At 69.5% G+C, this 22,543-nt stretch carries 22 protein-coding genes; 12 read left to right on the forward strand and 10 right to left on the reverse strand.

Going from position 1 to position 22,543, the window contains the following annotated elements:
* Entirely contained in the window at positions 1-903 is a 903-nt protein-coding gene (gene sucD, locus CIK77_RS11020) for a succinate--CoA ligase subunit alpha (protein ID WP_087053992.1), read from the forward strand.
* Between the two features lie 70 nt (positions 904-973).
* On the opposite strand, the gene CIK77_RS11025 is transcribed toward sucD, so the two are convergent.
* The gene (locus CIK77_RS11025) at positions 974-1,531 is read right to left on the reverse strand and encodes an AarF/UbiB family protein (protein WP_170934046.1); all 558 of its coding nucleotides are present in this window, start codon (positions 1,529-1,531) and stop codon (positions 974-976) included.
* 46 nt (positions 1,532-1,577) lie between these two features.
* On the reverse strand, positions 1,578-1,736 hold the full coding sequence (locus tag CIK77_RS17690; RefSeq protein WP_181861411.1) for a hypothetical protein: 159 nt from the start codon (positions 1,734-1,736) through the stop codon (positions 1,578-1,580).
* Between the two features lie 267 nt (positions 1,737-2,003).
* Here CIK77_RS17690 and CIK77_RS11030 point away from each other — a divergent pair, with 267 nt between their 5' ends.
* From CIK77_RS11030 to purH, 5 genes are all read left to right on the forward strand, one after another.
* Positions 2,004-3,437: an HNH endonuclease gene (locus tag CIK77_RS11030; protein WP_087053990.1), complete on the forward strand. Its 1,434-nt coding sequence runs from the start codon at positions 2,004-2,006 to the stop codon at positions 3,435-3,437.
* 111 nt (positions 3,438-3,548) lie between these two features.
* Positions 3,549-4,793 (forward strand): cell division protein PerM, encoded by a 1,245-nt coding sequence (locus tag CIK77_RS11035; protein WP_087053989.1) that lies wholly within the window; start codon positions 3,549-3,551, stop codon positions 4,791-4,793.
* Positions 4,794-4,890: 97 nt separating this feature from the next.
* Complete coding sequence (locus tag CIK77_RS11040; protein WP_087053988.1) at positions 4,891-5,646, forward strand: SDR family oxidoreductase; 756 nt, start codon at positions 4,891-4,893, stop codon at positions 5,644-5,646.
* A gap of 57 nt (positions 5,647-5,703) precedes the next feature.
* Positions 5,704-6,291 carry a phosphoribosylglycinamide formyltransferase gene (gene purN / locus CIK77_RS11045; protein WP_087053987.1) on the forward strand — a complete coding sequence of 196 codons (588 nt, stop codon included), beginning with the start codon at positions 5,704-5,706 and terminating at the stop codon, positions 6,289-6,291.
* Between the two features lie 14 nt (positions 6,292-6,305).
* Positions 6,306-7,916 carry a bifunctional phosphoribosylaminoimidazolecarboxamide formyltransferase/IMP cyclohydrolase gene (gene purH / locus CIK77_RS11050; protein WP_087053986.1) on the forward strand — a complete coding sequence of 537 codons (1,611 nt, stop codon included), beginning with the start codon at positions 6,306-6,308 and terminating at the stop codon, positions 7,914-7,916.
* Positions 7,917-8,065: 149 nt separating this feature from the next.
* Here purH and CIK77_RS11055 read toward each other — a convergent pair whose 3' ends face one another.
* The 4 genes from CIK77_RS11055 to CIK77_RS11070 form a co-directional block, all read right to left on the reverse strand.
* Positions 8,066-8,566: a methylated-DNA--[protein]-cysteine S-methyltransferase gene (locus CIK77_RS11055; RefSeq protein ID WP_087053985.1), complete on the reverse strand. Its 501-nt coding sequence runs from the start codon at positions 8,564-8,566 to the stop codon at positions 8,066-8,068.
* Complete coding sequence (locus tag CIK77_RS11060; protein WP_087053984.1) at positions 8,563-10,068, reverse strand: DNA-3-methyladenine glycosylase 2 family protein; 1,506 nt, start codon at positions 10,066-10,068, stop codon at positions 8,563-8,565. The genes CIK77_RS11055 and CIK77_RS11060 overlap by 4 nt, the downstream gene beginning before the upstream one ends.
* Before the next feature lie 194 nt (positions 10,069-10,262).
* A complete protein-coding gene (locus CIK77_RS11065) occupies positions 10,263-10,715 on the reverse strand; it encodes a GNAT family N-acetyltransferase (protein WP_087054032.1) in 453 nt (150 codons plus the stop codon).
* A 90-nt stretch (positions 10,716-10,805) separates the two neighbouring features.
* On the reverse strand, positions 10,806-12,209 hold the full coding sequence (locus CIK77_RS11070; protein WP_087053983.1) for a L,D-transpeptidase family protein: 1,404 nt from the start codon (positions 12,207-12,209) through the stop codon (positions 10,806-10,808).
* A gap of 210 nt (positions 12,210-12,419) precedes the next feature.
* On the opposite strand from CIK77_RS11070, the gene CIK77_RS11075 reads away from it, so the two are divergent.
* The gene (locus CIK77_RS11075) at positions 12,420-13,199 is read left to right on the forward strand and encodes a glucosamine-6-phosphate deaminase (protein WP_087054031.1); all 780 of its coding nucleotides are present in this window, start codon (positions 12,420-12,422) and stop codon (positions 13,197-13,199) included.
* 3 nt (positions 13,200-13,202) lie between these two features.
* Here CIK77_RS11075 and CIK77_RS11080 read toward each other — a convergent pair whose 3' ends face one another.
* Entirely contained in the window at positions 13,203-13,814 is a 612-nt protein-coding gene (locus tag CIK77_RS11080; protein WP_087053982.1) for a TIGR00645 family protein, read from the reverse strand.
* 80 nt (positions 13,815-13,894) lie between these two features.
* Positions 13,895-15,022 (reverse strand): ROK family protein, encoded by a 1,128-nt coding sequence (locus CIK77_RS11085; RefSeq protein ID WP_170934044.1) that lies wholly within the window; start codon positions 15,020-15,022, stop codon positions 13,895-13,897.
* An 89-nt stretch (positions 15,023-15,111) separates the two neighbouring features.
* Here CIK77_RS11085 and CIK77_RS11090 point away from each other — a divergent pair, with 89 nt between their 5' ends.
* Positions 15,112-16,740 (forward strand): beta-N-acetylhexosaminidase, encoded by a 1,629-nt coding sequence (locus tag CIK77_RS11090; RefSeq protein WP_258861469.1) that lies wholly within the window; start codon positions 15,112-15,114, stop codon positions 16,738-16,740.
* Positions 16,741-16,763: 23 nt separating this feature from the next.
* Here the strand turns inward: CIK77_RS11090 and CIK77_RS11095 are convergent, their stop codons facing one another.
* Both CIK77_RS11095 and CIK77_RS11100 read right to left on the reverse strand, forming a co-directional pair.
* A complete protein-coding gene (locus CIK77_RS11095) occupies positions 16,764-17,681 on the reverse strand; it encodes an N-acetylglucosamine kinase (RefSeq protein ID WP_087053979.1) in 918 nt (305 codons plus the stop codon).
* Positions 17,678-17,860, reverse strand: coding sequence for a hypothetical protein (locus tag CIK77_RS11100; RefSeq protein ID WP_087053978.1), 183 nt, complete (start codon positions 17,858-17,860; stop codon positions 17,678-17,680). The genes CIK77_RS11095 and CIK77_RS11100 overlap by 4 nt, the downstream gene beginning before the upstream one ends.
* Positions 17,861-18,022: 162 nt before the next feature.
* Here CIK77_RS11100 and CIK77_RS11105 point away from each other — a divergent pair, with 162 nt between their 5' ends.
* Genes CIK77_RS11105 through CIK77_RS11120 form a run of 4 tightly spaced genes read left to right on the forward strand, consistent with a single transcriptional unit; the run spans position 18,023 to position 22,539 of the window.
* Positions 18,023-19,303 (forward strand): sugar ABC transporter substrate-binding protein, encoded by a 1,281-nt coding sequence (locus CIK77_RS11105; protein WP_087053977.1) that lies wholly within the window; start codon positions 18,023-18,025, stop codon positions 19,301-19,303.
* 10 nt (positions 19,304-19,313) lie between these two features.
* A complete protein-coding gene (locus tag CIK77_RS11110) occupies positions 19,314-20,282 on the forward strand; it encodes a carbohydrate ABC transporter permease (protein WP_087053976.1) in 969 nt (322 codons plus the stop codon).
* Positions 20,279-21,115, forward strand: coding sequence for a carbohydrate ABC transporter permease (locus CIK77_RS11115; RefSeq protein ID WP_087053975.1), 837 nt, complete (start codon positions 20,279-20,281; stop codon positions 21,113-21,115). The genes CIK77_RS11110 and CIK77_RS11115 overlap by 4 nt, the downstream gene beginning before the upstream one ends.
* Complete coding sequence (locus tag CIK77_RS11120) at positions 21,112-22,539, forward strand: glycoside hydrolase family 3 N-terminal domain-containing protein (RefSeq protein ID WP_087053974.1); 1,428 nt, start codon at positions 21,112-21,114, stop codon at positions 22,537-22,539. Before CIK77_RS11115 ends, CIK77_RS11120 begins: the two co-directional genes overlap by 4 nt.
* Positions 22,540-22,543: the final 4 nt, after the last annotated feature.

The following is a 22,543-nucleotide window of genomic DNA, read 5'->3' on the forward strand; positions in this document are numbered from 1 at the left end:
ATGTCGATCTACCTGAACAAGGATTCCAAGGTCATCGTCCAGGGCATCACGGGCGGCGAGGGCACCAAGCACACCGCGCTGATGCTGAAGGCGGGCACGAACATCGTCGGCGGCGTGAACGCGCGCAAGGCAGGCACCACCGTCACGCACGAGAAGCCGCACGAGGGCGAGATCGCGCTGCCGGTGTTCGGCTCGGTCGCCGAGGCCATCTCCAAGACCGGAGCGGATGTCTCCGTCGCCTTCGTGCCGCCGAAGTTCGCGAAGGACGCGATGATCGAGGCCGTCGACGCCGAGATCCCGCTGCTGGTCGTCATCACCGAGGGCATCCCGGTCGGCGACAGCGCGGAGGCGTGGGCGTACGCGAAGAGCAAGGGCAACAAGACCCGCATCATCGGGCCGAACTGCCCTGGCGTCATCACGCCAGGTGAGGCGCTTGCGGGCATCACACCGGCGAACATCACCGAGTCCGGTCCGATCGGTCTGGTGTCGAAGTCGGGCACGCTGACCTACCAGATGATGTTCGAGCTGAACGACTTCGGCTTCTCGACCGCCATCGGCATCGGCGGCGACCCGGTCATCGGCACGACGCACATCGACGCGCTCGAGGCGTTCGAGAACGACCCGGACACCAAGGCGATCGTGATGATCGGTGAGATCGGCGGCGACGCCGAGGAGCGTGCGGCCGAGTTCATCAAGAAGAACGTCACCAAGCCCGTCGTCGGCTACGTCGCGGGCTTCACGGCCCCCGAGGGCAAGACGATGGGCCATGCCGGCGCGATCGTGTCAGGCTCGGCCGGCACCGCGGCAGCGAAGAAGGAGGCTCTCGAGGCCGCGGGCGTGAAGGTCGGCAAGACGCCGAGCGAGACCGCCGAGCTGATGCGCGAGATCATGAGGTCGCTGTAACCAGTGACCCTCAGCCCCCGGTGCTTCGGCGCCGGGGGCTTTCGCGTGCATACGGGCGGTCGGCGGACATTCAGAGGATCAGCAGAACCCAAGACCCGCTCGGCCGCCGCGCGAGCGGTTCTGGTGTTGTCCGCCTCGCGGCGGTGATCGAGCTCCTCGAGCAGTGAGCCGGAGAGTCCGGTTGCCAGCGCCTCGACGTCCATCGCGCGCGCCCACACGCCCACCGACGCTGAGCACTCTCGGCGAAGCGGCGCAGGATGTCGCAGTCGACCCGCACATCCGCCGCAGCCCCTGGGTGACGCACCTTGACGACGACATCGGTGCCGTCCGAGAGCACCGCGGCGTGCACCTGGGCGAGCGAAGCCGCAGCCAGAGGCTCCGGCGCGAACGACTGCAGGGCCGTGTCGGGGGAGCGGCCCCAGTGGTCAGCCAGCAGCTCCCGAACTGCGGTTCCCTCGATCGGTGCGACGTCCTTCTGCAGTCTGGCGAGCTCGTCCGTGAGCACTCGCGGCAGCTGGTCGGCCCGCGTCGACAGCACCTGGCCGATCTTGACGAAGGTGGCGCCGGCCCGCTCGAATGTGCCGACGAGTGCTCGAGCGGACTGCGGCGACTCAGGCCCCTGTCGCACGGCTCCAGGCAGCCCGGAGGTCGAGGCTGCCCGCGCCAGCCTTCCGTCACGGAGAGGTCGGCGCAGCCGTGCGCGAGACTCCCTGGCCAGCGTGACCGGGCCGGGGACGGTGCCTGCGGGCACGAGCGCCTCCGATCACCACGAGCAGGGCGAGCCCGCCGACGACGGTGCCCGTGAACACCAGAGCGCCCAGGAGCAGCCACACCAGAACCTGCTCATGGCGCGTCACTGGCGGCGAACAGGAGCGGACCTGCGCACGGGCAGATGCGTGGTGCAGGTGCAGACAACGCCTTCGTTCGATGCGCTGCACTGCGTGCGATGTGTCGTATATATCTGCGTAGTACGTGCCCATTCGTTCTCATTCTCGAGATGAATAAGTGGCGAGCTAAACATCTGTTGACCAGGTCAATGATCGAACGTGTCTAGAACATTTGTTCTAGACAAACCTGATTCACACGAGTAAAATGTATGTATGGACACGAACCCGCTGGCAGGAGTCGAGGAAGCGCTCGATGCGCTCCGCGCTGCCAGCGGTGGGCGACCGGTCGAGGTGCTCAGTCCCGCTGAGCTCGTCGCCGTGAGCGCCGCCTACGGTGCGCTTCGCCGGCAGATCGATGCGGCGCAGGCGCCGGTCGCCGCCGAGATCGCGCGGCAGTCGAGGCGGGAGCTGGGCGGCGATTCCCTGGCTAAGAAGCAGGGGTACACCACTCCGGCATCGCTGATCGCGACGACGGGCGGCGGGAGCATCGGGGAGTCGCTGAAGCTCATTCGTGTGGGTGAGGCGACGAAGCCGAAGCAGGCGCTCTCCGGCGAAGAGCTTCCGGCCAAGCACCCGCACGTCGCCGATGCGCTCGCGTCGGGGCGAATCGGCGTGACGGTGGCCGACGACATCTCCAAGATGCTCGACGCGGTCGAGCTGCGTGCGTCGCGGCAGGCGATCGACGAAGCGGAGAAGCAACTGGTCGAGCTTGCGCCGGGGCTGACGCCCGATCAGGTGCGCAAGCTGATCATGCGTGCCGAGGCACATCTCGACCCCGACGGGCTGGAGCCCGCAGAAGACCGGCTCCGTGAGGAGCGGTTCCTGGTCGTGCGGGAGGAGCGCGACGGGTCGATCAGCCTGAAGGGCTCCCTCGATCCGGTGTCCGGTGCGCCGGTGAAGACGCTCATCGACGCAATGGTGACGAACACGCTGCGGACGCGAGGCCGCGCGAGTGAGCCAGGGGTCTCGCACGGGCGCAGCGCGTCCGCGGGCGGAGCGCGTGACCCTCGCACCGGCCCGGGGTCGGACATCGGCGACGGCGCCGATCTCGCTCCCGCCGTCGACGAGCGTTCGCGCAAGCAGATGCAGGCGGACGCTCTCGTCGATATCTGCAGGCACGCACTCAGCTGCGATGATGTCGCGACGGGGCCGTCGACGACGATCGTCGTGCGGATGACGCTCGACGAGCTCGAGAGCCGCACAGGACAGGCGACGATCGACGGGTTCGATCGGCCGGTCTCCGCTGCGGCGGCACGCAGGATCGCGGTCGACGCGCAGGTCATCCCCGCGGTGCTCGACTCGCAGAGCGAGATCCTCGACTGGGGCAGGGCGAAGCGGCTGTTCACGAGCACGCAGAAGCTCGCACTCACCGAACGCGACGGCGGGTGCGCGTTCTGCGGTGCGCCGCCGGTGCAGTGCTCGGTGCATCACATCGAATGGTGGGTGCGCGACCGCGGCAGGACAGACCTGAGTGACGGAGTTCTGCTCTGCACCGGATGTCATCATCGCGTGCACGACGACGGCTGGGGCATCGAGGTGCGCGGCCTCGGAGTCAGGGGAGACGTGTGGTTCGTGCCGCCGCCGTGGCTCGATCGCGAGCAGACTCCCCGCCGTGGCGTGAGTGCGCACTTCGGCCTCGCCGCGTAGCGCAGGCACGTCCGGTCCGGCAGCGACGGGCGGTTCACAGGACATCCGCACCCGCCATCGGCGTGCGCGCCGCGGCCGCGAGCGTCTGGCGACGTAGTCTCGATTCCGATCATGAATCGCCTCCTCGTCGCCGTTCTCGCCGCGGTCGATGCCGTCGTCGCGGCGGTCATCGGCCTCGGCGTCGTTCTCGTTCCCCTCGTGCTGGGCTGGTTCACCGCGTTCTCGGGCGCGGACTGGGCCTCGCTCTGGCCGACGGGCGCCCGCATCTGGCAGCTCGGCAATCTGGTGCCCCTGCACCTGAGCCTCGACGACCTCTTCGTCGCCTCATCCGGGGTGGCGGCGGACGCTGCCGGTTTCGTCGTCTCGCTGGCGCCCCTCGCGCTGGCCGGCTTCGTGCTGCTGTTCGCCGCTCGCTCCGGCCGCCGTGCGGCTCGTGCCGGCGCGTGGATCGTGGGCGTCGTCTCCGGCACTGTCGTCACGTGCGCCATCGCCACCGTCGTGCTGATGACATCCGGGACTCCCGTCGTATCGGTCGCCTCATGGCAGGCGATCCTCTTCCCGACGGCCCTCTATCTCGGCGGCGCGCTCGTCGGGGCCGTCACCACCGCGTGGGGCGACGGCGACGACGGCGCGATCGACGCACTGCACGACCGCGTGGACGCACTCTCGCCTGCATGGCGCGCCGTTCCGGCACTGGCAGTGCGCGGCACGGCGATCGCTCTCGTCGGGCTCATCGGGCTCGGCGGCCTCGCGCTGCTGGCCTCGGTGATCACCCGCGGCGGCGAGATGATCACGCTGTTCGAAGCCGCGCAGGTCGACGCCGTCGGAGCGACCGGCCTCACGTTCGCGCACCTGGCCTACCTGCCGACGCTGCTGGTGTGGGCGATCTCCTGGGTGGCGGGCCCCGGTTTCGCTGTCGGCACGGCGACCGCCGTCGCACCGTCGACCGTCGATCTCGGCGTCGTGCCGAGTCTGCCGCTGCTCGGCCTGCTGCCGGAGCAGGGCTCCCCGTTCCTGCTGCTGGTGATGCTCGCCCCCGTCGCCGTCGGCGCGCTCGCCGCACTGTCGCTGCGCGGCATGCTGGCACAGGAGTGGCGCGCGGAGGGCATGCTCGGCGACGACGCCGAGCCGTTCCTGCCGCGCATCGCGCTCGCCGCATCGGTTGCGGTGCTCACCGCGGGCACGGCCGCCCTGCTGGCGGTGATGGCATCCGGATCGATGGGGCCAGGTCGGCTCGTCGACGTCGGCCCGTCCGCTGGCCCCGTCGCGCTCGCCGTCGGCCTCGAGGTGCTGCTGGGCGCGGCGATCGTCCTGCTCAGCCCCCGCATGCGGCGGTCCGAGGAGCTCGACGCGTAGCACAGCGGCGGACGGCGACGGAGCAGCGCCCTGTTCCTGTTGCAGCGATATCGTCGGGTTGACCCCTGCATCTCACATCGCTATCGAGAGGACCTCCATGAGCACCACGACGAATCAGCCCCTGCGCGCGCTCGTCACCGGAGCCACGAGCGGCATCGGGGCGGCGACCGTGCGCCGCCTCCGCGCCGAGGGCTGGGACGTGATCGCCACCGGTCGCCGCGCCGATCGCCTCGAGGCACTCGCGACGGAGACCGGATGCGACACGTTCGTCGCCGACCAGACCGATCCGGCCGCCATCGAGGCGCTTCGCGACCACATCGTCGCGGGAGGCGGACTCAATGCGCTCGTCAACAATGCGGGCAACGCCTTCGGCCTCGAGCCGGTCGAGACCGGCGACGTCGACAACTGGATCCGGATGTACGAGCTGAACGTGCTGGGCACGCTGCGCGTGACCCAGGCGCTGCTGCCGGCACTGCGGGCGTCCGGCCGCGGCGACATCGTCACGATCACCTCCACTGCAGCGCACGGCGAGTACCCGGGAGGTGCCGGCTACACGGCGAGCAAGCGTGCGGAGCGGGAGATGGTGAAGACGCTGCGTCTCGAACTCGGCGGCGAGCCGATCAGGGTCATCGAGATCGCACCAGGTGCGGTCGAGACCGAGTTCTCGCTGGTGCGCTTCGACGGCGACGCCGACAAGGCCGCAGCGGTCTACGACGGGTACGAGCCGCTCGTCGCGGACGACATCGCCGACGCCGTCGCCTACACGCTGACGCGCCCCCATCACGTCAACGTCGACACCATGATCATCCGCCCTCGAGCGCAGGTGTCGAACACGCAGACCGTGCGCAGGTGACACGAGGCTCCGGATGCCCGGTGCGGGCGGGTGGGGACGAGCGCATAGACTGAGGGCGTGATCTCGGTCGTCGTTCTGATCTCGGGCAGCGGTTCCAACCTGCGGGCCCTCTTGGAGGCGACCAGCGCGGTCGACTATCCCGCGCACGTCGTCGCCATCGGTGCCGACCGCGAGGCCGTCGGGTTGGGGCACGCCTCTGACTTCGGCATCCCGAGCTTCGACGTGCCGTACACGTCGTTCTCGTCGCGAGAGGAATGGGGCGAGGAGCTCGCCGAGCAGCTGCGCGCCTGGAACGCCGATCTGATCGTGCTCAGCGGCCTGATGCGCCTGCTGCCTGAGTCCGTCGTCGACGAGTTCGGGCCGCGCATCATCAACACCCACCCGGCCTACCTGCCGGAGTTCCCCGGTGCGCACGGGGTGCGCGACGCCCTCGCATCCGGCGCCTCGGCGACGGGGGCGAGTGTGATCGTCGTGGACAACGGCGTCGACACCGGACCCATCCTCGCCCAGGAGCGAGTGCCCGTGCTGCCGGACGACACCGAGGCGAGCCTGCACGAGCGCATCAAACCCGTCGAACGCCGCCTGCTGATCGACGCGGTGCGCCGCGTCGCCACGGGCGAGCTCGACCTGACCACCCCCGCCTGACCGAAGGAGTCCCCATGGCCGGTCCCCGCCACGACGCATCCCTCTACCGTGAGCGCGATGCCGTTCCGATCCGCCGCGCTCTCGTCTCCGTGAGCGACAAGACCGGCCTCACCGAGCTGGCGGCCGCGCTGGCCGCGGCAGACGTCGAGATCGTGTCGACGGGCTCGACCGCGCAGACGATCCGCGACGCGGGCCACGAAGTCACCGACGTCGCCTCGGTCACCGGCTCGCCGGAGATGCTCGACGGCCGCGTGAAGACACTGCACCCGAGCGTGCACGGCGGGCTGCTCGCCGACCTCCGCCTCGAGCACCACGAGACCGAACTCGGCCAGCTCGGCATCGATCCCTTCGAGCTCGTCGTGGTGAATCTCTACCCCTTCGTCGAGACCGTCGCCTCCGGTGCGGAGCCGAACGACATCGTCGAGCAGATCGACATCGGCGGCCCCGCCATGGTGCGCGCATCGGCGAAGAACCACGCCAATATCGCGATCGTCGTCAGCCCCGAGTCGTATCCCGCGATCATCGAATCGCTCGGCAAGGGCGGCACCAGCCTCAAGGACCGTCGCGAGCTCGCCGCCCGCGCCTTCGCGCACACCGCGAACTACGACACCGCCGTCGCCCAGTGGTTCGCCGAGAAGACGCTCGCCGGCGGCGAGCAGGAGATGCCAGGCCAGCTCACGATCCAGGCGGAGAAGATCACCGACCTGCGATACGGCGAGAACTCGCACCAGCGCGCAGCGATCTACACCCGCGTCGGAGGACACGGCATCGCACAGGCGGAGCAGCTGCAGGGCAAGGAGATGTCGTACAACAACTACGTCGACGCCGACGCCGCGCTGCGCGCCGCCTACGACATGGTGAAGCCGGCCGTGGCCATCATGAAGCACGCCAATCCGTGCGGCATCGCCGTCGGCGAGGCGAAGGCCCTCGACCCGATCGCGTCCGCGCACGTACGCGCGCACGAGTGCGACCCGCTGTCGGCGTTCGGCGGCGTGATCGCGGCGAACCGTTCGGTCACGCTGAAGATGGCGGAGAACCTGCGCGACATCTTCACCGAGGTGATCATCGCCCCCGAGTTCGAGCCGGCGGCGCTGGAGCTGTTCAAGGAGAAGAAGAACCTCCGCGTGCTGCAGCTCCCCGCCGACTGGAAGCAGGAGCGGATGGACGTGCGCCTCGTCTCCGGCGGCCTGCTGCTGCAGGACGCCGATCTGTTCGACGAGGACATCGAGAGCATCGCCGACACATGGCAGCTCGTGGCAGGAGAGAAGCCCGACGGCATCTCGACGACCGAACTGGTGTTCGCCTGGAAGGCGTGCCGCGCCGTCAAGTCGAACGCGATCGTGCTGGCAGACAAGCTGGCCACGGTCGGCATCGGCATGGGTCAGGTCAACCGCGTCGACTCGTGCAAGCTCGCCGTCGAGCGCGCAGGCAGCCGGGTCACCGGTTCGATCGCCGCATCCGACGCGTTCTTCCCGTTCTCGGACGGGCCGGAGGTGCTGATGAACGCCGGTGTGAAGGTGATCATCCAGCCCGGAGGGTCAGTGCGCGACCAGGAGACGATCGAACTCGCCAATGAGCGCGGTGTGGCGATGTACTTCACCGGCGAGCGCCACTTCTTCCACTGATCCTGGGGTTCTGGGCACGCACATCGCTGCGTTGTCGTTGGTCGCGGGGCTCTCGGCCCCGCTCCCGCCTCCGCCTTGCGCTGCACGCACCCAGAACCCCAGGATCCGCGTACTGCTGAGTGCGTCGAATACTGGGGATCGCGGGCTGGTCAGGCTTGGGCTTCGCGGGTGAGGAGGCTTCGCTTGATGTCGAGGCCCCAGGCGAAGCCTCCCAGGGACCCGTCGGAGCGCAGCACGCGGTGGCAGGGCACGAACAGCGCCGCGGCGTTGCGGGCGCAGATGGAGGCGGCGGCCCGCACGGCGGAGGGGGAGCCCAGAGCCTCGGCGAACTCGGCGTAGGTGAGCGGGGCGCCCGGCGAGATGCCGCGCAGCGCCGTCCACCCTCTGATCTGCATCTCTGTGCCGTGCAGACTCACGGCGACGGATTCCAGTGCGCCGAGGTCGCCGTCGTAGTAGGCGCGCACGGATGCTGCCGCTGACGGCATCGAACCCGTGACCAGCCGCTCCGGCCGGGACGCGGGCCGCAGCCGCGCCACGAGCGATGCGATGTCGTCGGTCCAGCCGGATGCCATCACCGATCCGTCAGTGTCCGCGAGCACCGTGAAAGGGCCGTCCGGTGTGGTGAGTGTCTCGTGGATTGCGGAGCTCATGATGTCCTTCGCGTTGTGTGCTGGTCGGAGGCGGCGCGCCACAGGTGCGCGCAGAGGTACGAACGCCACGGTGCGGCGCGCGCCGCCCACGACTGGAGAGGCTTCGCGTCGGCAGGGAGTCCGGCGGAGGCCGCACCGGCACGCAGCGCGACGTCGCCCGACAGGAACACGTCGGGGTCATTGAGCACGCGCATCCGGACATAGTCCGCCGTCCATGGGCCGATGCCGCGCATCGCCATCAGTGTTCCGCGCTGATCGGCTCCGTCGTCGGCGCCCGTCAGCGAGGTCTCGCCCGTCGCCACGGACTCCGCCGCGGAGACGATGGCCCGCACGCGAGCTGCAGGGCCCCGCAGCACTTCTGTGCCGCGCGCGGCGATGGCGGCCATTGTGGGGAACACGAGCCGTTCCTCGCCCGCGATCTCGAGGCGATCCCCGAGTGCGTGCACGAGCCCGGTGAGATGGGTTCTGGCCGCCGCTACGCTGATCTGCTGACCGATCATCGCCCTGATCAGCATCTCGTGCGGGTCGACCGTCCCCGGCACTCTGATGCCGGGAACGCGCGCCACCAGCGGCGCGATCTCCGCGTGAGCGGCGAGAGCCTGGTCGATGGCGGCGGGATCGGCGTCGAGGTCGAGCAGTCGGCGCACCCGCGCGACGAGCACGCCCAGATCGGCCATGTGGTGCAGGTGGGCCTCCAGGCGGAGCACGCCGGGGGAGTCCTCCTGCGCGCTCACGCGGAACCAGGCGACCCCGCGCGGCAGTCGCAGCGTGCGCGCATAGGAGCGGGGCCCGGCCTCCTCCATGCCGCCGACACGGCGGACCGCCATCCAGTCGAACAGGGTGCCTGCGTCGAAGGGCTCCCGCACAGGCAGCGTGAGGTGCACGGTCGCGGCAGGCTCCCCGGCAGCAGCGGCCGCCGTGCGCGCAGCCTCCAGGCGACGCTGCGCGCGCAGGTCGCTGGGCGAGACGCCGAACAGCTCGAGGATCGTGTCGTTGAACTGCCTGACGCTGGCGAACCCGGCGGAGAACGCGACGGACGTGACAGGCATGTTGGTGTCGACGAGCAGGGATCGCGCAGTCTGCGCCCTGTGGGCGCGGGCGAGGGCGAGCGGACCTGCGCCGAGTTCCGCCCGCAGCAGACGCGACAGGTGACGTGTCGAGTAGCCCAGCGCGGCGCCGAGCCCCGCCACGCCCTCCCGCTCGACGACGCCGTCGGCGATGAGCCGCATCGCACGCGAGGCCGCGTCGCCGCGAAGGTTCCACTCGGGCGACCCCGGAGCGGCCTCAGGCAGGCAGCGCTTGCACGCCCTGTACCCCGCCTCGTGCGCGGCGGCGCTCGTCGGGTAGAACGAGACGTTGCTCGGCTTCGGTGTGCGCGCCGGGCAGCTCGGCTTGCAGTAGATGCCGGTGGAGCGCACGGCCGTGACGAACTGTCCGTCGAACCGCGGGTCGCGCGCGGCGATCGCACGGAACCGTTCATCGAAGGTCGCGGTCGTGAGCACCCCTCAACCATCGCACGTTCCGCCCCCACCTACTAGCGGGAATCGGACACCGCGTCTGGGGTGAATCCTCTGGGCACTCAGCGAAGAAGGGCGGCGACGGAGTCTCGTTGGGGGAGGGGGATACGAGACCCCGCCGCCGACTTGACTCAGGACGCGACGAAGCGTCCTGAAGATTTCGGGATGGTCGCCGACGCCTACAGGCGGATCTGCGCGACTACTTCACCGTACTCGGTCTCGCCGACCGGTGTGAACCCGACACGGTGGAAAAACGCTTCAGGGCCGCCCTCACCAGCCTCGTAGATGACGTTGACGTGGTCGAAGCCGCGCGAGCGCGCCTCCTCGAGCAGAGCCGTCACGGCGAAGCGGCCGACGCCGCGACGCTGATCGTCTGCGTCGACGTTGATGCGCCACAGCACGGAGTCGAGATAGTCGATGGTCGTCTCGCCGCCGAAGCTGGCGCTGATGAAGCCGACGACGCCCTCATCGCCGATGACGACACGCTGCCAGGTCGACGACGGGTCGAGCACCGTTGCCGCGATGCCGTACGACACCGGCGCGAGGAACTGCTCCTGGCCGGGCTTCAGCGAGAGGTTGTTGACCGCCACGATGGTCTCGGCGGACAATTCGACAAGGCGCAGTTCCGTCATGGTCTCAGGGTAGGACATCCGGGGCGGAAACGGGAAGCCTCGGCCAACAGGCGACGATCACGGTCAGCGCCGCGCATCCGGCGTCCGAGATCAGGCATGCACCCACACGTCGGTGCCGACAGGGGTCCAGTCGAACAGCCACTTGGAGTCGGCGACGCTCATATTCACGCAGCCGTGGCTCATCGGCTGAACGCCGAACTCGTTGTGCCAGTAGGTGCCGTGGAAACCCTCCGAGCCGTTGAAGTACATCACGTTCGGCACGTTCGGGGTGTAGTAGTACGGCGGCTCCGTGGTGTCCTCGTTGCCCATGTTCTGCGAGGTCAGCTTGACGTAGGTCTTGAAGGTGCCCTGATCGGTCTCACTGCCCGCCTTGCCGGGCGAGACCGGGAACGTCTTCACGACCTTGTCGTTCTCGATCGCGTATGCCTGCAGCTTGCCGAGGTCGACTTCGAGGCGCCGCTCGAGTGTGGTGACCTCCGCCTCGACTGTGTCGACGTCGAGCGCGAGGGAGCCCTTGCCGGATTCGAGGGCCTTCGCGTACTTCGCGGCCACGCCGTCGATGCTGTTGACCTTCCAGCCGTCCTGACCCTCGCCGCCGTCGAGCACGGCACCCGCGGTGTCGACGATCTGCGTGACGTCCTGCGCCTCGCGGTCGACCTTCTCCGGAAGCGCATCGACGACCTTCTGAATCCCCGCCGTGTCGGCGGTGACGGCGAAGCCGCCCTCGCCGTCAGGGGCGACGTCGAGCCAGGAGTTCAGCTGCTTCGTGCTGACGGGCACGGCGCGTTCGTCGTCGACGTAGAAGCCGGCGCCCTCTGCCAGCTCGTTGAGCGCAGCGGCCTGCTTCTTCGCGGCATCAGTGCTCGTGGTCGCGACGACTTCGACAGAATCGGCCGAGACGGTGATGCCGCCGTCGCCTGCGACGAGCGCAGTGCTGAGGTCGGCAGCCAGGGCCTCGAGGTCGGGGCCGGAGCCTGGCTCCGCCGCAACGGCGACGAACGCCCCGTCGGAGAACTCGACTTCGGCGTCGACCGGCTCGACGAAGAGGTCGGGAGCCTGCTCCTGGAGAGTCTCGATCGCCGTGTCGTCGTCGATCGTGACAGTGGGGGCGTACGGGTCCTGCGGGTTCCAGTCCGAGATCTTCCACAGCGGGTGGTCCTCGAACGCCCTGGTGGCTGCCTCTTCTGCGTCGACCTGCGCGCCGAGGTCCTCGCCGGTGACCTCGACGCCGCCGATGGAGATCGTCGCGTCGTCGACGCGCTGCTCGATCGCCTGCGCCGCCGTGCCTGCCGTGTGGAAGCCGACGGGTGCACCTGCCACGGCCACTCCAGGGGCGATCAGCACAAAGGACGCAGCGATGGCGCCCGCGACGAGCAGGCCGCCTGGAATGCCGATGCCGAGCCACAGGCCGGTGCGGCGCCTGCGGCGCGGCTTGTCCTCGGTCACGTCGGTGACCTCGACGGACTCGATCGGTGCGGTTCCACCGTCAGTCATTGGTTGTACCCCCTGGGCCGATGAAATCGGAAAATGCACGGTCCTCCCCAGAGTGTAATTCGGCGGATTTGGGAATATCCCGGCCAGTCATCACAATGCGGAAACGATCGTGGGGTAAGAGGAACGAGAAGAGGTCGTCTGTCGCCGCGCACGAAGCCGAGGGGATGCAAGGATGGAACGAATCCTTCCCCGATGAACGGAGCCGTGCAGATGGCAGAGGTCGTGATCGTCGCCGACGAGGCGTCAGGCGGTCAGTTGGCAGCCGAGGCGATTGCGCGCCTCGTGCGCGGCAAGCCGGACGCTGTGCTCGGCCTGGCGACGGGGTCGACACCGCTGCCCGTGTATCGGGCTCTGCGCGAGGAGTTCTCCGGAACCGATGTCTCGCGGGTGCGCGGCTTCGCACTCGACGAGTATGTGGGCCTCGCCCCGGAGCATCCGGAGAGCTACCGCTCGGTCATCTCGCGCGAGGTGGTCGAGCCGCTCGGGCTCGACCCTCGGCTCGTGCGTGTTCCGGACGGCGCGGCCAGTGCGGTCGAGCGCGCGGCGACCGACTACGACGAGGCGATCGCCGCGGCGGGCGGCGTCGACGTGCAGCTGCTCGGAATCGGCACCGACGGGCACATCGGCTTCAATGAGCCGGGCTCGTCCTTCGCCTCGCGCACACGGGTGAAGACGCTGACCAGGCAGACCCGTGAGGACAACGCGCGCTTCTTCGCGTCGCCGGACGATGTGCCGAGGCACTGCGTGACGCAGGGGCTGGGCACGATCCTCGAGGCGCGTCACCTGGTGCTGCTCGCGTTCGGCGCTGGCAAGGCCGAGGCGGTCGCCGGCGCCGTCGAGGGCCCCGTCACCGCGTCGCTGCCGGGCTCCGCCGTCCAGCTGCACCCGCACGTCACGGTGATCGTCGATGAGCCGGCAGCCGGTGCCCTCCGCTTCGCGGACTACTACCGCTACACCTACGACAACAAGCCCGCCTGGCAGGGACTGTAGGCGTCAGGGACGTCCCGTAGGGATCTCGCTGGGCTCGACGGACGGGTGCTGCGCCGACATCCGGTCGATCCACGCCAGTGCGACGGCCGAGACGATGAACGCCATGTGAATCACCACCTGCCAGAACACGCCCTCCGTCGTGTACTGCTCGCCGGTGACAGATTCGTCGGTGGGAGCGCCGATGTCGCCCACCTCGATGAAGGTGCGCAACAGGTGGATCGACGAGATGCTGATGATCGAGATCGCCAGCTTCACCTTCAGCACGTTCGCATTGACATGGCTGAGCCAGTCGGGCTGATCCGGATGATCATTGACTCGCAGCTTCGAGACGAATATCTCGTAGCCGCCCATGATCACCATGATGAGCAGGTTCGCGATCATCACCACGTCGATGAGGCCGAGCACGCCCAGCATGATCGTCGCCTCGTTGAGGTGCGTGATGTCGTGGATGACCGTCTCGATCAGGTGCCAGAGGTCGATCATGAACACCACGACGTACACGACCTGCGCGATGATCAGCCCGATGTAGAGCGGTGCCTGCAGCCATCTGCTGGCGAAGATGAAGTACCCGAGTGCGGGGCGGCGGCGTGGGGGCGACTGGGGCGTGGCGCTCATGGAGGAATCGGCCTTTCTCATCTGGCTCGGCCGATTCTAACGAGCGTCGGTGATCGGCGGCTGTGGGCAGCCCTGCCCCGTCAGAGCGCGGCGATCGCCAGCGATCTCACGATGCCCGACATTCCGAGCAGCACCGCGTCAGGACCGTTCACTCCAGGCATCACTGCGCACAGCCGCCCGGAGACGAGGCTGCGCTGATTCCGGATGGCCGTCTGCGCGGCCTCCGCGATGATGGCCACGTCCAGCTCGCGCGGCCCGTCGATGATGACCCTCGGCACGTCGAGCATGGCGACGGCCGGAGTGAGGGTCTGCCCGATGAGTGCACCGATCTGGCGCTGGGTCGCCTCCAGGAGCGCAGCGGCCTCCGGACGATCCGGCAGCTGATCGCGCAGTCGGTCGGCCATGCGCAGCAGCGACTGCACGGACTCCTCGACGGTGGCGGAGCCGTCGGCAGCCGGGGGAGTGCGTACGTGCGCGAACTCTCCCGCGGCGAAGCTGGCCCCGCGCACCAGCTGTCCGCCGACGAATGCGGCGCCGCCGAGACCGGCGCCGACTCTGACGAGCAGCAGGTCGTCGCTGTGCTGCGAGTCGAGCTCCGAGACGATTGCGGCGTTCGCGTCGTTCTCGACGCGCGTCGGCACGGAGAATCGCTCTCTGACGACGTCGGCGAGCGCGAGCCTGCGCCAGCCCAGGTTCGTCGATTCGAGCACGACGCCTGAATCGTCGACGATGCCTGGCGTGCCTATGCCGATGCCGCCGATCGGTATGGTCGTGGACTCCGCCAGCTGAGCGACCAGGCCCAGCACCTGTGCGACGGCGCCGTCACCGCGGGCGTTCCCGTCGACGACGGCGTGGCGGATCTCGGAGCCGTCGAGGGTCAGCAGCGAGCCGTGGAACTCGCCGGGCTGGCTCAGATCGACGGCGACGGTGGTGAAGACATCCGGATTGATGGCGAGCAGCGTCGCCGGCTTGCCAGGACGACCTGCCGTCGCCCGTGACCCCGTCTCGACGATGATGCCGTCGGAGACGAGCCCTGCGACCAGCTCGGAGACGGTGATCCGCGACAGGCCGGTGATGCGCGCGACATCTGCCCTGCTGACGTCGCGCGAGCGCAGCACCGTCTGGATGACGAGGGTGCGGTTGTGCGCACGCGCGTCTGTCGGCAGCAGCTTCGTCGCGAGCCGGGACTCGGCGCCCCTGCGAGCCATGTGCGTTCCCCTTTCGCTCGCCTCAGAGACCATTCTGCAAATAACCTATACCGAACTGCACGCCACCGACGTCGACGAGAGGCGCTTCTGTGATCCCCCAGCCCGCCACCATGGCCACATCTGATTCCGTCTTCGTGCTCGACGCGAGCTGCGCGATCAGCGCGTCGCATGACGCCGAGCCCGCCGGAGCGCTCCTCGCACAGCGCCTGCGCACGGCCTGCGGCCTCCCTGCGCCGGTGACGACGACGCCCGGGGCGAGCATCGACATCCGGATCGACTCCGCGCTCGCCGCTGAGCACTACGCGGTGAGCGTGGGCACCGACGGCGTCGTCGTGCGCGCGGGCGACGCGGCGGGCGCGCTGCACGGCGCACAGACGCTGCTGCAGCTGCTCCCGCCCGACGTGCACCGCTCCGCGCCGATCGGTCGCACCGCGTGGACGCTCCCGTGCGTCGAGATCGTCGACGGTCCCCGGATGCGCTGGCGCGGGGTCATGCTCGACGTGGCGCGCCATTTCTTCGCACCGCGGGAGATCCGGCGCCTGATCGATCTGCTCGCGATGCACAAACTGAACGTGTTCCACCTGCATCTCACCGACGATCAGGGCTGGCGGGTGCAGATCGACAAGCACCCGGCGCTGACCGAGATCGGCGGGTGGCGGCCGCGTTCGCAGGTCGGTCATCGCACGGCCGGCGTGTTCGATGCGAGGCCCCACGGCGGCTTCTACTCCCGCGACGACCTCCGCGAGATCGTCGCCTATGCCGAGCTGCGCGGCGTTCTCGTCGTGCCGGAGGTCGATCTGCCGGGTCACGTCGGCGCAGCCGTCGCCGCCTATCCCGAACTCGGCATTCCGGGTCGTGCTCCCGCCGAGGTGCCTGGAGGGTGGGGCATCAGCAGCCATGTGCTGAACATGCGCGAGTCGACGGTGGCGTTCTGCTGCGACGTGCTCGACGAGCTGGTCGACATCTTCCCCAGCGAGGTCATCGGCATCGGCTCCGACGAGTGCCCGACCGAACCGTGGCAGAACGATCCGGAGTCCGTCGCGCGTGCGGCCGAACTCGGGCTGGGGTCGGTCGCGGAGCTGCAGGGCTGGTTCGTCTCTCGACTGGAGGCGCACCTCGCCGGGCTCGGGCGTCGTGCGATGGGGTGGGAGGAGGTGCTGGACGGGCCGCCGTCGCGCGTCGACACGCTCGTGACCGTGTGGCGCGGCTCGCGCGCCGTCGCCCGTGCCGCCGAGGCCGGCCACGACGTCGTCTCTGCGGCCGACACCTCCGTCTACCTCGATTACCGGCAGTCGGACGGTGCGGACGAGCCGATCCCGATCGGCACGATCGTCGACGCGGACACCGTGCTCGCCTTCGACCCGATGCCCGACGGGCTCACAGATGAGGCGGCACAGCATGTGCTCGGCGGCCAGGCGAACCTGTGGACGGAGAACGTCGACGACCCGCGCATGGTCGATTTCTACGCCTTCCCGCGGGTCTGCGCCCTCGCCGAGGCGCTCTGGCGGGGGCCGGGCGATCCGGATGAGTTCGCCCCGCGTCTCGACGCGCATCTCGAGAGACTGAGGGCGGCCGGCGTCGAGTTCCGCCCGTCGGAAGGACCGGCTCCGTGGCAGCGCCGCCCCGACGCGCAGGGTTCGCCCAAGTCGCTGGCGCAGCGGCAGGCGGAGCTGAACCGCCTGATCGACACGGGGCACACGCCCATCACGATGGAATAGGGCTCCGTCCCCGGCGGATCAGATCACACCACCCGTGTGTGGCCGGGCAGCGGGTCGGGATTCTCGCGGAGGCGATCGGCGAGGGCGATCGCCCCGTCGAGGGGGGAGCCGAGCGCCCGCACCACCTCGACGCCCGGCCGCGCCGCCCGCACACGGGCGAGCAGCGGAGCGGTGATGCGGTCGGCGCGTGCCAGGCCCCCGGTCAGGGTGACGCGCTCCGGGACGTCGTCGGCGAGCGCGGCCAGCAGGGTCGCTGCCAGGTGCGATGCGGCAGCGTCGAGGATCCTCGCGGCCCGGGAATCGTGATCGGCGCATTCGACGACGCGCGGCACGAGGGAGCCGAAGATCCTGGCGCGGTCGACGGCAGGGTAGACGGCGGCTGGCCAGTCGACCAGATCGCCGAACGCCTCGGTTGCGATGTCGGCGAGACCCGGGGCGTCGTCGCACCTGCCGTCGAGGTGCTCTGCCGCAGCGCGCAGCGCTTCCATGCCGATCCAGGCACCTGAGCCGAGGTCGCCGAGCAGGTGGCCCCATCCGTCGACGCGGTGCCATGCCCCTGCGAGGTCGGTGCCGAGTGCGATCGATCCGGTGCCTGCCGCGAGCACGGCTCCCGGGGCACCGTCGAGGGCTCCGAGGTGTGCGGTGACGATGTCGGAGGTCACGATCGCCCGCTCGGTGCCGAACGCGTGGCGGGCCGCGCCCTCGAGGGCACGGGGCCCCTTCGCGTGGGTGGTGAGCCCAGCCGCACCGATGGCGACTGCCGTGATCGGCACGCCGCCCGCCATGCGCGCGGCGTGTTCGCCCATAGCGGTCACCGCTGCGCGCGGGTCGGCGGCGACGACCGACGCAGCCAGCTCAGGCAGGTCGTGCCGCGCCGACACGGAGCCGCCGAGCGCGATCCTGGTGCCGGAGCCTCCGACGTCGATGCCGACGAGGATCATGCGCGCATCGCCTCCCTCGCCGATCCGCCTCTCGTGCGCAGCCGCTCGCGCGCCTCGTCGGCCACGACGCGAACCTGGGCGTGCAGCGGCTCGAGCACCGCGCGCGTCGAGCGCGCGTCGAGGCCGCGGGGCGTGTCGAGACGCGCCTGTGTCGGGAGCGGGGGTGTGAGCGGGTCCATCAGGCCTCTTCGCGAATCGGTGGACGGCGTGGCTGGTCGAGCGTGTGCGTCGGACGTAATGAAGTCTTCACATACGAGTATTGCAAAGATGCCGAACTAATTGAATAATCTATTCGACAGCAGCGATACGCGACACTCGTCGCGCCGAACAATGGAGTTTCTATGCAGTCACGAATCATCAGGGCGGCGGCCATCGGCTCGATCGCCGTGCTCGGCCTCACAGCCTGCTCCGGCGGCGGGGAGGACGGCGGTTCAGAGGGCGGTTCCCTCGACGTCTGGATCATGCAGGGCACCAACCCCGACGCCGAGGCGTTCTTCGACGACGTCGCCTCCGCCTTCAAGGAGGAGACCGGAGCCGACCTCAACGTCGACTTCGTGCAGTGGGGCGACGCGCACGACCGCTTCGTGACCTCGATCGCCGGAGGCACGACGCCGGATGTCGCGGAGACGGGCACGACATGGACCGCCGAGTTCGCGGACGCCGGGGCGCTGGTGCCCCTCGAGGAGCACGTGGCGGACGCTGGCCTCTCCGACGATCTCGTCGAGGGTCTGGTCGAAGCCGGCACCTACGACGAACAGCTCTACGGCATGCCGTGGTACGCGGGCGTCCGGTCGCTCATCTACCGTTCCGACATCTTCGAAGAGCTCGGCCTCGAGGCGCCGACCACGTGGCAGGAGATCGTCGACGCGGGCGAGGCGATCCAGGAAGCACACCCCGACATGAACGCCTTCGCAGTGCCAGGAGGCGCAGAGTTCATCACCTACCCGTGGGTGTGGGGAGCGGGCGGCGAGGTCGCCGCGGACGACGGCGGCACGTGGACGTCCCAGATGAACAGCCCGGAGTCGGTCGAGGGCATCGAGTTCTTCACAGGGCTGCAGACCGAGCACGGCTTCTCGTCGGCGGGCGCGACCACATGGGACGAGGTCGGCGTGCTGGACAGCTTCACGGCCGGCGACACCGCGATGGCAGTGATGGGGTCGTGGACCCCGGCGACGATCGTCGAGCAGGCCCCCGACCTCGAGGGGAACTTCGCCGCGGCGCCCATCCCCGCAGAGGACGGCGGGATCGCCCCGAGCGTGCTCGGCGGGTCGCACCTGTCGATGTTCAACACGACGGACGACGAAGACCTCTCCTTCGCCTTCATCGAGATGATGACGACGGGCGAGTTCGCCGACCAGTGGGCGGCTGAGACCGGGTACTTCCCCGGCCAGGCGTCGCTGCTCGACTCGGCCGTCTCCAGCGACGACCCGCTCGTGGCCCCGTTCGCGACGCAGTTCGTCGACGGCGGTGCAACGCTTCCCGTCACGCCGACCTTCGGCGCCGTGCAGGCGAAGCAGACCACCAACACGGCGATCCAGTCGATCCTCTCCGGTGATGCGTCAGTGCAGGAAGCGCTGGACTCCGCTGCGGCCGAGATGACCGAACTGCTGAACGCGGAGTGAGCGGACTGACGTGACGGCGAACCTCTCCACCCTCGCGTCTCGGCCACGGGCCTCAGGCACCGGGCCGAGACGCGGGTCCTTCGGGGCATCAGGCGCGCGCAGGCTGCGCCCGTGGCTCCTGCTCGCCCCCGCGCTGGCGGTGCTCGCAGTCCTGATGCTGTGGCCGCTCATCCGGGTCGTGCTGTTCTCACTGCAGGAGTACGGGCTGCCCGAGATCGTCTCGGGCGATTCGAACTGGAACGCGGGCGCGAACTACGCCGAGCTGTTCACGAGCGAGCAGCTGTGGCGGGTGGTGCTGCCCAACACGGTCGGATTCGCCGCGCTGTGCGTGGGATTCACCGTCGCACTCGGCACGGGAGTCGCCGTGCTGATGGCGTCGCTCGGGCGCTTCTGGCGCACGGTCGTCGGCAGCGCCATCATGGTGGCGTGGGCGATGCCCGCCGTCACGGGAACCTACGTGTGGGTGTGGATCTTCGACGCGGACAGGGGCATCGTCAACCAGATGCTGATGGCGCTCGGGCTGATGGACGACCCGACGAACTGGTTCACCAACCGGTTCCTGTTCTACGCCGTCGCGATCCTCAACGTCGTGCACCACGGCTTCCCGTTCGTCGCCGTCACGGTCCTGGCCGCGCTGCTCGGCGTCTCGAAGGAGATGCTCGAGGCGGCCGAGGTCGACGGCGCCGGCCCGTGGCGCCGGTTCTGGCAGATCATCGTTCCCAACCTGCGCCAGGTGTTCACGGTCGTGATCATCCTGTCGACGATCTGGGATTTCAAGGCCTTCGCGCAGATCTACCTGATGCCCGGCGGCTCAGGCTCGAACCGCGAGGTGCTCAACCTCGGCGTGTGGTCGTACGTCGAGTCGTTCGGCCAGAACAGATACGGCTTCGGGTCGGCGATCGCCGTCGTGCTGACGCTCCTGCTCGTGGTGATCACCGTGGTCTACGTGCGGTCGCTGATGAAGGAGGAGGAACTATGAGCCGCCACACCTCGCGCCGGCGCACGTCATCGGCGGTGAAGGCCGTGCTCGTCGTGCTGCTGCTCGTGTTCACGCTGTTCCCCGCATGGTGGATGGTCTCCAGTGCGTTCACCGAGAACCCGTCCGCCCGCACATCGATCGGCATCGAAGGGTTCACGCTCGAGCACTTCTCCTATGTGCTCACCGACGGCGGCTTCGGCGTCTTCCTGCGCAACTCCGCGATCGTGGCGCTGATCGTGGTCCTCCTGAGCGCGCTGCTCGGCCTGCTCGCGAGCGTTGCGGTCGCCCGTTTCCGTTTCCGGTTCCGCACCGGCATCCTGATGATGATCCTCATCGTGCAGATGGTGCCGCTGGAGGCGCTGGTGATCCCGCTGTTCGTGCAGGTGCGCGACTTGGGCATGCTGAACATGCTGCTCGGGCTCATCGTCGTCTACGTCGCCCTGTCGCTGCCGTTCGGAATCTGGATGCTGCGCGGATTCGTTGCGGCCGTGCCCGTCGAGATCGAGGAGGCGGCATACCTGGACGGCGCCTCGTGGTGGCGCATGTTCCGGTCGGTGCTGCTGCCCCTGGTGATGCCGGGACTGGTGGCGACGAGCATCTTCTCCTTCATCACCGCGTGGAACGAGTTCGTGTTCGCGCTGACTCTGCTCGGTGGGGAGACCGGCCAGTACACGGTCGCGATCGGCCTGCGCCAGTTCTTCGGCGAGCACTCCAACGAGTGGGGCGCGATCATGGCGGCGTCGACGGTGATCACTCTGCCGGTGATGATCTTCTTCGTCATCGTGCAGGGCAAGCTCTCCAGCGGCCTCGTCTCCGGATCGGTGAAGGGATGAGCGACCGGGCCATCGAACGCCTCGTGAACGGTGTGCTGTGGCCGGGCTTCCTCGGCCGCGGCACGCCGGACTGGGTGGCGCGCGAACGCGACGCAGGGCTCGCCGGGGTCGTGCTGTTCGCGCAGAACATCGGCGGCGCCCCTGTCGACGCGGCAGGCGGGTTCCTCGTCGGCATCGACGAGGAGGGCGGCACCGTCACGCGCATGGATTCCGCACGCGGCTCGGATGTTCTCGGGGCCGGTCAGCTCGGCGCGATCGACGACGAGGACGTGACCCGTCTGGCGGCAGCGGAGCTCGCGCGCCTGTCCGCCGCATCCGGTGCCGACGTCGTCATCGCGCCGGTCGCCGACGTCAACACCGACCCGCGCAATCCGGTGATCGGCACGCGCTCCTTCGGCGGGAGCCCCGCCCTGGTCGCGCGCCATGTCGCCGCGACGGTGCGCGGCCTGCACGCGGCCGGCGCCGTCGCCGTGCCGAAGCACTTCCCCGGCCACGGGGACACGGCCGTCGACTCGCACCACGGGCTGCCGACGAGTGGGGCAACCGAGCAGGAACAGCGCGACGTGCACCTTCCTCCGTTCGCCGCGGCGATCGAGGCAGGGGCGATGGTCATCATGACCGCGCACCTTGTCGTTCCCGCGTGGGGACCGGATCCCGCCACGGCGCAGCCGCGCGCGCTCGCCGAGCTTCGCGACCTCGGATTCACGGGCGTCATCGCCAGCGACGCGCTCGACATGGCCGCCATGCGCTCGCGCTACGGCGACGCCGCGCCCGTGCGCGCGCTCGCCGCGGGGTGCGACCTGCTGTGCGTCGGCAACCCGGCCAACCCCGGATCATCCGGTGACGATGAGGGCGACTTCCTCGCCGCGCGCTCGGCCATCGTCGAGGCGGTGCGCGCGGGCGAGCTGCCGGTCTCCCGCCTCGAGCAGGCGGCGGAGCGGGTCGCGGCGGTGCGCGGATTCGCGCGGGAGCAGGCATCGGTGCGCCGCCAGGACGCGCCGCTTCCGGACGCGGATGTGCTCGCTCTCGCCCGCAGAGCGGCGAAGGTGAGCGGTGCGTGCGCCGCGAACCCAGGGCCGCGCACCGTGATCGACGCGCGCGCAGCGGCGACGTGGGCCGTGAGCTCGACAGGCTCCCGCTACGCGGCCGCCCTCGCACGCGGGGGAGAGGTGATCGACGCCGCCGACGGCACAGCGGCTGCGACTGACGGTGCCCGCACCGTCGTGCTCGTCGACCGCATCGCCGACGCCGAGCAGCGCGGCGCCGTCTCGCGCGCGGCCCGCCTCGACCCCGGAACCGTCGTGGTGAACCTCGGCGTCGATCCGGTCGATCCGGTGCCCGTTCCCGCAGTGCACGTGCGAGCTGCCAGCCGCCTCGCCGTCCGCGCCGCCGATGAGACCCTCGCGGAGGGCTGGCGCGAGTGAGGGT

Source organism: Microbacterium sp. JB110 (assembly GCF_003335195.1).
In the GTDB taxonomy this organism is placed as follows: domain Bacteria; phylum Actinomycetota; class Actinomycetes; order Actinomycetales; family Microbacteriaceae; genus Microbacterium.

What these genes read in the sequence shown, in the direction of transcription:
- sucD (WP_087053992.1), top strand. Translation starts at nt 1, where the DNA reads ATGTCGATCTACCTGAACAAGGATTCCAAGGTCATCGTCCAGGGCATC.
- CIK77_RS11030 (WP_087053990.1), top strand. Translation starts at nt 2,004, where the DNA reads ATGGACACGAACCCGCTGGCAGGAGTCGAGGAAGCGCTCGATGCGCTC.
- CIK77_RS11035 (WP_087053989.1), top strand. Translation starts at nt 3,549, where the DNA reads ATGAATCGCCTCCTCGTCGCCGTTCTCGCCGCGGTCGATGCCGTCGTC.
- CIK77_RS11040 (WP_087053988.1), top strand. Translation starts at nt 4,891, where the DNA reads ATGAGCACCACGACGAATCAGCCCCTGCGCGCGCTCGTCACCGGAGCC.
- purH (WP_087053986.1), top strand. Translation starts at nt 6,306, where the DNA reads ATGGCCGGTCCCCGCCACGACGCATCCCTCTACCGTGAGCGCGATGCC.
- CIK77_RS11055 (WP_087053985.1), bottom strand. Translation starts at nt 8,566, where the DNA reads ATGAGCTCCGCAATCCACGAGACACTCACCACACCGGACGGCCCTTTC.
- CIK77_RS11065 (WP_087054032.1), bottom strand. Translation starts at nt 10,715, where the DNA reads ATGACGGAACTGCGCCTTGTCGAATTGTCCGCCGAGACCATCGTGGCG.
- CIK77_RS11070 (WP_087053983.1), bottom strand. Translation starts at nt 12,209, where the DNA reads ATGACTGACGGTGGAACCGCACCGATCGAGTCCGTCGAGGTCACCGAC.
- CIK77_RS11075 (WP_087054031.1), top strand. Translation starts at nt 12,420, where the DNA reads ATGGCAGAGGTCGTGATCGTCGCCGACGAGGCGTCAGGCGGTCAGTTG.
- CIK77_RS11080 (WP_087053982.1), bottom strand. Translation starts at nt 13,814, where the DNA reads ATGAGCGCCACGCCCCAGTCGCCCCCACGCCGCCGCCCCGCACTCGGG.
- CIK77_RS11085 (WP_170934044.1), bottom strand. Translation starts at nt 15,022, where the DNA reads ATGGCTCGCAGGGGCGCCGAGTCCCGGCTCGCGACGAAGCTGCTGCCG.
- CIK77_RS11095 (WP_087053979.1), bottom strand. Translation starts at nt 17,681, where the DNA reads ATGATCCTCGTCGGCATCGACGTCGGAGGCTCCGGCACCAGGATCGCG.
- CIK77_RS11100 (WP_087053978.1), bottom strand. Translation starts at nt 17,860, where the DNA reads ATGGACCCGCTCACACCCCCGCTCCCGACACAGGCGCGTCTCGACACG.
- CIK77_RS11105 (WP_087053977.1), top strand. Translation starts at nt 18,023, where the DNA reads ATGCAGTCACGAATCATCAGGGCGGCGGCCATCGGCTCGATCGCCGTG.
- CIK77_RS11115 (WP_087053975.1), top strand. Translation starts at nt 20,279, where the DNA reads ATGAGCCGCCACACCTCGCGCCGGCGCACGTCATCGGCGGTGAAGGCC.
- CIK77_RS11120 (WP_087053974.1), top strand. Translation starts at nt 21,112, where the DNA reads ATGAGCGACCGGGCCATCGAACGCCTCGTGAACGGTGTGCTGTGGCCG.